Below are 9,875 nucleotides of genomic sequence, written 5' to 3'. Positions count from 1 at the left end.
ATGCGGTTCACCACCCGGCCCGAGATCGCGGGCACCTTTGCCGTCGCCACCTCGACCCACTGGATCGCCTCGGCGGTCGGCATGGGGGTGCTGGAGCGTGGCGGCAACGCCTTTGATGCGGCGGCGGCAATGGGGTTTGTCCTCCAAGTGGTCGAGCCACATCTGAACGGCCCGCTGGGCGACATGCCGATGCTCATCAAGCCTGCCGGGGATGTGGTACCCACCATGGTCTGCGGCCAGGGCACCGCACCCGCGGGCGCCACTATCGCGCATTACCGCTCCGAGGGTCTGACCCGTATCCCCGGTTCGGGTCTCTTGGCCACCGTCATCCCCGGTGCCTTCGATGCCTGGATGCTGATGCTGCGCGACTATGGCACGCTGCCGCTGCGCGACATCCTGGAACCGGCCATCCACTATGCCCGGGCCGGGCATCCGGCCCTGCCCCGGGTCGCGGCCACCATCGCCGGTCTGGCGGAGTTCTTTCGCGAAGAATGGCCTAGCTCCTACGAGACCTGGTTGCCCGGCGGCAGCGCCCCGCGCGCCGGGGCGTTGATGCAGAACCCGGCTCTGGCCGACACCTGGACACGCCTTTTGACCGAGGCCGAAACAGCGCGCGGTCGCGAGGCGCAGATCGAGGCGGCGCGGGCGGCCTTCTATCGCGGTTTCGTGGCCGAGAGCATCGACCGCTACCTGCACCATGCCTGCGTGATGGACGCGGCGGGCGGACGCCGCAAAGGAGTGTTGACCGGCGAGGACATGGCCAACTGGCAGGCCAGCTACGAGGCGCCGATCTCGACCCGTTACAAGGACTGGACAGTGTGGAAGGGCGGGCCCTGGACGCAAGGCCCGGCGCTGCTGCAATCTCTGCATTTGCTCGAGGGGTTCGATCTGGACGCGCTCGACCTCAATGGTGCCGAATTCGTGCATCTGGTGACCGAGGCGATGAAGCTCTCATTCGCTGATCGAGAGGCCTATTACGGCGACCCCGAGCACAGTGACATTCCCATGTCGACATTGCTGTCGGCACGCTATGCCGAAAGGCGGCGCGCGCTGCTCGGCGGTCAGGCCTCGACCAAACAGCGCCCGGGGCTGGTGGAGGGATATGAAGGCTGGGTGGCGGCCGCGCTGCGACATGCGCAGGAAGTGTATGCCTCGGCCGGGGGTACCGGCGCGGGGGAACCCACCATGGCGCATCTGAGCCAGCGCAAGGGCGACACCGTGCATCTGGACGTGATCGACCGCTGGGGCAACATGGTCTCGGCCACGCCCTCGGGCGGCTGGTTGCAAAGCGCGCCGGTGGTTCCGGGGCTCGGGATGCCGCTGAACAGCCGCGCACAGATGTTCTGGCTGGAAGAGGGACTGCCAACCTCGCTGGCGCCGGGACGCCGCCCGCGCACAACGCTGTCGCCCACGATGGCGCGGGGACCGGACGGGACCGAGCTGGCCTTTGGCACGCCGGGCGGCGACCAGCAGGACCAGTGGCAGTTGATCTATTTCCTGCGGCTGGTGCATGGCGGGCTGAACCTGCAAGAGGCAATTGACGCCCCTTTGTTTCATACCAACCATTTCCAGAGCTCGTTCTACCCGCGCGAGGTTCAGCCCGGGCACCTGATGGTGGAACCGGCCCTGGGAGAAGCCGCAATTGCCGAGTTGCGCGCGCGCGGCCACCGGGTCGAGGTGGCCGAACCCTGGAGCGTCGGCCGCCTGACCGCCGCCAGCCGCCTGTCGGACGGCTCGCTGCGCGCGGCAGCAACCCCCCGCCTGATGCAGGCCTATGCGGTCGGACGCTGAGCGCCGGAATTCTGCAAGAATTCCGGGCCGTTTTCCGTGCCGGAAAACGGTGCCGCGCTAAGCGCGGCGGGGCGCACCCGCGGCATAAATCGCATCGATCACCTCTTGCACCCGGCGCGACATCTCCAGCGGAAAGACCTCGCCTTTTCCGCGGCTCGCCCGCACGAAAGCATCCACTTGCGCCTCGTACTGGTTCACACCCGGAAAGCGGAAGACCTGCCGCGTCTGCGCCTTCTGATCGTGCAGCACCACCTCGTCAAACCCGTAGAGACCGGCGTTGAACGGAGTTGGCACGTCGATCCAGCCGATCTCGCCAAAGAAGCGCATCGACTGGTAGGCGGCCATCTGGGTGGCCACATGGAAATCCAGATCGAACCCGTCAAAGCCAACCGTGGCGCGGGCAAGGATATCGGTGCCGAACTCGGGCGAATACGCGACCCGGGCCTCCGCCCGGCGCATCTCCCCTCCGGTCGCCAAGAGTGTCGTCATCACCGGATAGACGCCGATATCAGGCAGTGCGCCGCCCCCCAGCTCGGGCCGGTTGCGCATGTTGTCCGGGTCGGTGTTGTGATAGGAGAACCCGCCGGTGACCTGCCGCAACGCCCCGATGGCGCCGCTGGCGATCAAGTCGCGCACCTTATGCCATTGGGGGTGATACCAGACCATGAACGCCTCGGACACGACCCGGCCCGTGGCATCGCGCGCCGCGATGACGCGGTCGATCTGCTCGGCCCTCAACGCGATGGGCTTCTCGCACAACACGTGTTTGCCCGCCTCGGCCGCGCGGATCGCCCATTCGACATGCTGTGACGTGGGTAGCGGGATATAGACCCCGTCCACATCCGGATCGGACAACAGCGCATCGTAAGCGTCATACCAGCGCGCGGCCGAGAACCGCGCCGCCTGCGCCTGTGCCCTGCCAGCGTCGCGGCTGGCAATGGCTTGGATCACGCCGGTTTCCGATCGCGCAATCGCGGGCATCACCTGTTCGCGCGCGATCTTTGCCGTCGACAGGATACCCCAGCGGAACAAGGGGGCGTTCATGCGCTTTCCTCCATAAGCCGGGCCGCGCCGCTAAGCGCCGCGGCATCGTCAGCGATCAGACGTACCGGCACCCGGTCAAGGTGGTCGGCAAAACGCCCATCCGCCTCGAAAGCCGACAGGAATTCCGTCCGGGCCGCCGAACCAAGGATACCGCGCGCGGCCCCGCCTGCGAAATGGATGCCACGGAACGGCAGATACTGGAACACCAGCTCTCGTGCAAAAAGTCCCAGCAACCGCGCGGTCAGCGTCACCGTGGCCGCCGCCTGCGGGTCGCCGCCGGTGGCATAGTCCGCCAGGATGTCCTGTCCGCGCCGCTCCTGTCCTGACAGGATCTGGTGCAACCGCGACAGGCCCCGACCCGAGAACAGGCATTCGTTGGTGCGAAACCCGCCCGCCGCATCGCCAATCTGCGCGCGCAGTTCCTCGGCGATGGCCAGCGGCAGGCTGGCATGACCCAGTTCGGCCTCGACCACCGCGCCGCCCTTGAGCAGGCAGGTGTTGAAACCGGTGCCAAGCCCCGCCACCAGCGCCTGATCGTTCGAGGGCTGCGCCGCACCGGCGCGGATCACGTCAAGCTGCGCCGCCGTCAGCCCCGGCAGCGCATGGCCCAGCGCGACCAGATCGTTGATCAGCCGCGCCGGAATACCCCCCTGCCCCGGCAATGGCGCGGCCAGCTCTGCCGCGTCGAAATGCCAGTTCCGGTTGGTCAGCTCGGCCCGTCCACCCGCCACGGGTCCGGCCACCGCAACGCAGACACCGCGCAGGCCCGGCAAGGTGCAACCCTGCGCAAAGGCGGTCAGAACCTCGGCGAAAGAGCCATAAGCATCATTGGCGAACCGGGTCAGATGCACCAACTGCCCGGCGCTGGCCAGCGCGACGCGGGTATTGGTGCCCCCCACATCTGCCACCAGGACGGTCATGGTCACGCCTCGGCCTTCTCACCCGGGTGCTTGCCCAGGATGATCATGCCCAGCAGGTCGTCATCGGTCACCTTGTCCACGTCCACCGTACCCACCAACTGGCCGTTCTTCATGACGCTGGCCCGGTCGCACAGTTTCATCACGTCATGAATGTCGTGACTGATCAGGAAGATGCCGATCCCTTGTGCCTTGAGCTGTTCAATCAGTTCGGCAACCATCTGCGTTTCATGCGGGCCAAGCGCGGCGGTTGGCTCGTCCATGATCAGGATGCGGGCATCGAAATAGACCGCGCGGGCGATGGCGACAGACTGGCGCTGACCGCCGGACAGGGCCGAGACCGGCTCGTTGAACTTCTTGAAGTTGGGGTTGAGCCGCGCCATGATCTTGCGCGTCTCTGCCTCCATCGCGTCGTCATCGACCAACCCGAAGGGCGTCACCAACTCGCGCCCCAGAAACAGGTTCGAGCTTGCGTCGAGGTTATCCGCCAGCGCCAGCGTCTGATAAATCGTCTCGATATTGTAACGCCTTGCGTCGCGGGGATTGTGGATCTCTGCGCGCTCTCCGTTGATGCGGATCTCGCCCGAGTCCATGCGATAGGCGCCCGAGAGGATCTTGATCAGCGTCGACTTCCCGGCGCCGTTATGACCCAGAAGGCCCACGACCTCGCCCGGATAGAGATCGACGCTGACATGGTCGACCGCGTGCACGCCGCCGAACGAGATGCAGATGTCGCGCATCTCGACCAAGGGTGTTCCCGTTCTGTCAATCATCACCGTGCCCCCGTCTTTCTGCGATAGAGAATGTCGATCAGAACCGCCAGTACCAGAACCGCGCCGACGACGATGTTCTGCAAGGGCGCGTCGACCCCGACCATGGCCATGCCCGATTGCAGCGACTGCATGATCAGCGCGCCCAGGATGGCGCCGTGGATGGTGCCGAACCCACCCGCCAGCGCGGTACCGCCAATGACGGCCGCCGCGATCACGCGCAGCTCGTCCAGCGTGCCGATATCGTTCGAATGGTTGGTCAGGCGGGCCGAGGCCACCACCGCCGAGATGGCACAGAGCGCACCCATCAGGGCGAAAATCTTGACCGTCAGCAACCGCGTGTTGATGCCGCTCAGTTCCGCCGCATCCGGGTTGCCGCCGGTGGCGAAGATGTAACGGCCAAGCCGGGTGCGCCGCGCCAGCATGGTCATGCCCACCGCGATAAAGATCAGCAGAAGCACCGAGATCGGGATGCCATAAGCCTCGGTATAGCCCTCGGGCAGCGTCAGGCCTTGCGCGGCGAAATCGCGCTTGAGACGGGCCAGAGGCACCTCATAGGCGTTCAGGATGGCGACAAAGCCAAGGATCGCGCCCGAGATCAGTGCCGCCAGAACCCCCTCGGCCCAGAGCGGCTTGACCGGGAAGCCATGACGGAGCTTGTTCTTGCGGCTGGCCCACAGCCCGTAGAGCGCGGCGGCCAACGCCAGCAGACCGGCAACCCAGGACCAGGTGGCACCCAGCGTGCCATTGATGCCGCCGAACTTCATGAAGGTCGGGTCCAGCGGGCCGATGGTCTTGCCGCTGGTCATGTACCAGCCGACATTGCGCCAGATCAGCAGGCCGCCCAGCGTCACGATAAAGGCGGGGATGGTCAGATAACCCACCAGCCAGCCGTGAAAGGCGCCGATCAGCGTACCGACGAGGATGCCAAAGACAATCGTCACCCAGGGGATCAGCGGATGGCCCAGCCCCAGGCCCAGCATGTTGGGCAGGATCTCGGTCTGGGTCATTGCCATCACCGCCGAGCAGGTCGCCAGAAGCGCGCCAACACTCAGGTCGATATGGCGGGTGACGATGACGAACACCATGCCGGTGGCCATGATCGCGACCGAAACGGTCTGGATCGTCAGGTTGAAGATGTTACGCGGTGTCAGGAAACGGCCGCCGGTCACAAGGTCGAAGCCGATGCACAGGATCGCGAAGGCACCGATCATGCCGAGAAGGCGCAGATCAAGTTCCAGCGTCTGAACAAAGGATTTCTTGGGATGTGCCGGGGACAGCTCCGCCTCGGAATGAGTCATGGGATGTCCTGCGATTTTGGGGGTCTCACCCCAAAGGAGGGTGAGACCGGTCGTGTTGGGAAAGGATCAGTTGCAGGGTGCGGGACCGTTGGTCACGCCCTGGCACAGGGTTTCCTGGGTGATCCAGCCAGCGTCGACAACAACCGACAGGTTGTCCTTGGTGATCGGCAGCGGTTCGAGGAACAGGGCGTTCATCTTGGTGCCACCCGGCGAGGTCCAGTCATCGGCGCCGCCGATGGCGTTCATCTGGGTGCCTTCGGCCAGCGACACGGCGATGCGCGCAGCTGCACGGCCCAGATCGCGGGCGTCCTTCCAGACCGACACGGTCTGGGTGCCCTTGGCCACCCGGTTCAGCGCCGCATAGTCGCCGTCCTGGCCCGAGACCGGCAGGCCTTCCATGCCCTGCGCGGTCAGCGCGGCGACAACGCCGCCGGCGGTGCCGTCGTTCGAGGCGACAACCGCGTCGACACCGTTGTCGGTGGCGGTCAGGATCTGTTCCATGTTGCGCTGCGCGTTGGCGGGAAGCCAGCCGTCGGTATAGGCCTCGCCCACGATGGTGATGTCACCCTTGTCGATTGCGGCTTGCAGCACTTCCTGCTGGCCACCACGCAGGAAATCCGCGTTCGGGTCGGTGGGCGAGCCCTTGATCATCACGTAGCGGCCGGTGGGCGCGGCCTCGAGCACGGCGCGGGCCTGCATCCGGCCCACTTCGACATTGTCGAAGGTCAGGTAAAAGGCGCGGCTGTCTTCGATCAGGCGGTCATAGCCCACGACCGGGATCCCCTCGTCTGCCGCCGCCTGCACGGCGGGGCCGATGGCCTGCGCGTCCTGAGCCAGGATGATCAGCGCGGTAGCACCCTGCGCGATCAGGCTTTCCACATCCGAGAGCTGTTTTGCCGAGGAGCTTTGCGCATCCGCCGAGATATACTTGGCGCCCTTGGATTCCAGCTCGGCCTTGATCGCGGCCTCGTCGGTTTTCCAGCGCTCCTCCTGAAAGTTCGACCAACTGACGCCCACGACGACCTCGGCCGCCATGGCCACGGTTCCCAGCATGGCGCTGACGATCACCGCGGATGCGGTTGCATAGAGTTTCATTCTGTCCTCCCAAATCGGTTGCAGCCGCACGCCATTCCTTGCCTCGGGCGGGGCCGGTGCAGGGATCGTGTGTGATTTTAATTTGAATGTCAAATTAAATAAGTTAGGCTTGAGGCTCAGGACCTGTCGCAAAGGGCTTGGCCCGGCATCGTTCGCTGGCTAGGATCCCGAACCGGCGCTCCAAACTAACCAGGAAGGACATGCATAAATGGCTGTGATGCAACGGGAATATGGTCGCCGTACCCTGCTGCGCCAGATCCGGCACGCGGGTCGCATCCCCCGGATCGAACTGTCCGACCTGACCGGGATCAGCCGGGCCACGGTCACCACCATCACCGCCGAGTTGCTGTCGCATGGCCTGATCGAAGAGGTTCAGCGCGATGAGGCCGGACCGGATTCCCGCCGGGGTCGCCCGCGCGTCGATCTCAAGATTCGCGGCGCCGCGCATCTGGTGGCGGGGGTCAAGGTCTCGCATCATAAACTGTCGCTGGTGCTTCTGGATTTCGAGGGCGAACAGCTTGCTGCCGAGGAATGTGACCTGCCCGCCCCCGTCAACGCCCCCGAGGTGTTGGCCCAGGCAATCCGGGATGCGGTCAGCCATCTGGCAACCGTCGCCGGACGCCGCGCGGACGAGGTTTCAGGCGTCGGCATCGGCATCGCCGGCATCGTCGAGGCGACCGACGGATTTGTGCACTGGTCACCGTCTCTCTCGAACCGCAATGTCGATTTCGGCGCGCTGCTGACACGGACACTCGGCACCCCATGTTTCATCGACAACGACGCCAATCTGGTGGCGGTGGCCGAACAGACCTTTGGCCTCGGGCGCGAGCACAAGGATTTTCTGGTCGTCACCATCGAAAGCGGCGTGGGCCTTGGCATGGTGATCGGCGGCGCGCTTTATCGCGGTACGCGCGGCTGTGGCGCCGAGTTCGGCCATACCAAGGTGCAGCTGAACGGCGCGCTGTGTCGCTGCGGCCAGCGTGGTTGTCTCGAGGCCTATGTGGCCGATTACGCCCTGTTGCGCGAGGCGACGCTTGTCAGCAGTCTCTCGGCGGAGGGTGACGCTGGAACACGGGTCGAGACCCTGTTGAATGCCGCTCGAACGGGTGACGCCACCGCGCGCAGCATTCTGGACCGGGCAGGCCAGATCTTTGCCATGGGGCTGGCCAATCTGGTCAATATCTTCGACCCCGAACTGATCATCCTTGCCGGTGAACAGATGCAGCTCGACCATCTCTATGCCGATGCGGTGATCGATGCCATGCGCAAATCCATCGTGCAGGTGGACAAGGCCCCGCCCGAGGTGGTGGTGCATAAATGGGGCGACCTGATGTGGGCGCGCGGGGCGGCGGCCTATGCGCTGGATCAGGTGTCGGAACTGGCCTTGGATCGGCTGGACAAAGATGCGGCTTGAACTCCTCGCGCTGTCTCTCGCTGCCGCCCCCGCGCTGGCCGACCCGGTGTTTCGCTCTGTGCCGGTACCCGAGCATATCTATACTGGCGGATGGGAGCATTTCGTCGGCGGTGGGCTGGCGGTGTTCGACTGCGACGACGATGGTCTGCCGGAACTGCTGGCGGCGGGTGGTGAAAACCCGGCCACCCTGTTGCGCAACCGTTCTGACAACACGGCATTGCGGTTCGAGACCGAAACGCCCGAGGCGCTGGCCGAACCGGGCATGATCGGCGCCTATCCCCTGGATATCGACAGTGACGGCTACATCGACCTCGCGGTGCTGCGGGTTGGTCCGAACCAACTCTTGCGCGGCGGGTCCGATTGCAGCTTTGCCCCGTTCGAGGGGCTGGGTTTCACCAGCGGCGAGCGTTGGACCACCGCCTTTTCCGCCACATGGGAGGCGGGCGAGACGCTGCCGACGCTCGCCTTTGGCAATTATGTCGACCGAAGCAATCCGAACGGCCCGTTCGGCACCTGCGATGTCAACCTGCTCTACCGCCCCGAGGGCGACCGCTACGGCCCGCCTATCGAACTCACGCCAGGATTCTGCCCGCTCTCGATGCTGTTCAGCGACTGGGCGCGGCAAGGCCGGGCCGACCTGCGCCTCAGCAACGACCGGCATTACTATGTTTCGGACGGCGAGGAACAGATGTGGGCGATGGATGCCACCCCGCGCCTGCTCGGCCCCGCCGATGGCTGGATCAGCCACAAGCTCTGGGGCATGGGCATCGCCCAGCGCGACCTGGACCGCGACGGGAACCAAGAGGTGTTCCTGTCCTCGATGGGCGATCAGCGGTTGCAGCGGATGACCGGAAACGGCGCCGAATTCGCCGATGTTCCCTATGCCATGGGCACCACCGCCCACCGCCCCTATACCGGCGGCGACGGGCGGCCCTCGACCGGCTGGCATATCGGCATCGGCGATGTGCAGAATGACGGGCTGGACGATGTCTTCATCACCAAGGGCAATGTCGAACAGATGCCCGATGCGGCGATGGAGGATCCCAACAACCTGCTGATCCAGCAACCCGACGGCACCTTTGCCGAAGCCGGAGAGCGCGCCGGTATCGCCAGCCTGCATCGCGGGCGCGGCGGCGCGCTGGTCGATCTGAACGGCGACGGGCGGCTCGACATCGCCGTGGTCAACCGCCGCGCGCCGCTGGAGGTCTGGCAGAATGTCACCGCTGACACCGGCCACTGGCTGGCGCTGGCGCTGGAACAACCCGGCCCCAACCGCGACGCCATCGGCGCCTGGATCGAGGTCACGGCCGGTTCGGCCCCGCCGCAATTGCGCGAGATCACCGTGGGCGGCGGTCATGCCGGTGGTGCGGCGGGGTTCCAACATTTCGGGTTGGGCGCTGCACGAGACATCTCAATTCGGGTTATCTGGCCCGATGGCACCCAATCCGCCCCGCTTGAGGTCGCCCCTGGCCAATCGCTGACGGTGATCCGCGACGGCACATCCCTCGAGGCAAAGCCCTAGCCCCTTCATTTCGCCAAAAAT

The 9,875-nt window shown here is 65.4% G+C and carries 8 protein-coding genes; 3 read left to right on the top strand and 5 right to left on the bottom strand.

The window, feature by feature from the left end; genetic code table 11:
- A complete protein-coding gene (locus AC2FNA_RS19130) occupies positions 1 to 1,791 on the top strand; it encodes a gamma-glutamyltransferase family protein (protein ID WP_496829269.1) in 1,791 nt (596 codons plus the stop codon).
- Between the two features lie 57 nt (positions 1,792 to 1,848).
- Here the strand turns inward: AC2FNA_RS19130 and AC2FNA_RS19125 are convergent, their stop codons facing one another.
- The 5 genes from AC2FNA_RS19125 to xylF all read right to left on the bottom strand — a co-directional run bounded on the left by AC2FNA_RS19125 (position 1,849) and on the right by xylF (position 6,876).
- Positions 1,849 to 2,835: a Gfo/Idh/MocA family protein gene (locus tag AC2FNA_RS19125; RefSeq protein WP_496829267.1), complete on the bottom strand. Its 987-nt coding sequence runs from the start codon at positions 2,833 to 2,835 to the stop codon at positions 1,849 to 1,851.
- Entirely contained in the window at positions 2,832 to 3,755 is a 924-nt protein-coding gene (locus AC2FNA_RS19120; RefSeq protein ID WP_496829338.1) for a glucokinase, read from the bottom strand. The genes AC2FNA_RS19125 and AC2FNA_RS19120 overlap by 4 nt, the downstream gene beginning before the upstream one ends.
- A gap of 2 nt (positions 3,756 to 3,757) precedes the next feature.
- The gene (locus AC2FNA_RS19115; protein WP_496829265.1) at positions 3,758 to 4,525 is read right to left on the bottom strand and encodes an ATP-binding cassette domain-containing protein; all 768 of its coding nucleotides are present in this window, start codon (positions 4,523 to 4,525) and stop codon (positions 3,758 to 3,760) included.
- Complete coding sequence (locus AC2FNA_RS19110; RefSeq protein WP_496829263.1) at positions 4,525 to 5,823, bottom strand: sugar ABC transporter permease; 1,299 nt, start codon at positions 5,821 to 5,823, stop codon at positions 4,525 to 4,527. Before AC2FNA_RS19110 ends, AC2FNA_RS19115 begins: the two co-directional genes overlap by 1 nt.
- A 66-nt stretch (positions 5,824 to 5,889) precedes the next feature.
- Positions 5,890 to 6,876: a D-xylose ABC transporter substrate-binding protein gene (gene xylF, locus AC2FNA_RS19105; protein ID WP_496829336.1), complete on the bottom strand. Its 987-nt coding sequence runs from the start codon at positions 6,874 to 6,876 to the stop codon at positions 5,890 to 5,892.
- Positions 6,877 to 7,126: 250 nt separating this feature from the next.
- Between xylF and AC2FNA_RS19100 the strand changes: the two genes are divergently transcribed.
- Entirely contained in the window at positions 7,127 to 8,332 is a 1,206-nt protein-coding gene (locus AC2FNA_RS19100) for an ROK family transcriptional regulator (RefSeq protein WP_496829261.1), read from the top strand.
- Positions 8,322 to 9,854 carry a CRTAC1 family protein gene (locus AC2FNA_RS19095; RefSeq protein WP_496829259.1) on the top strand — a complete coding sequence of 511 codons (1,533 nt, stop codon included), beginning with the start codon at positions 8,322 to 8,324 and terminating at the stop codon, positions 9,852 to 9,854. Before AC2FNA_RS19100 ends, AC2FNA_RS19095 begins: the two co-directional genes overlap by 11 nt.
- Positions 9,855 to 9,875 lie beyond the last annotated feature (21 nt).

Source organism: Ruegeria sp. YKSD163, assembly GCF_059612905.1.
This window is presented reverse-complemented; position numbering and strand designations above follow the sequence as displayed.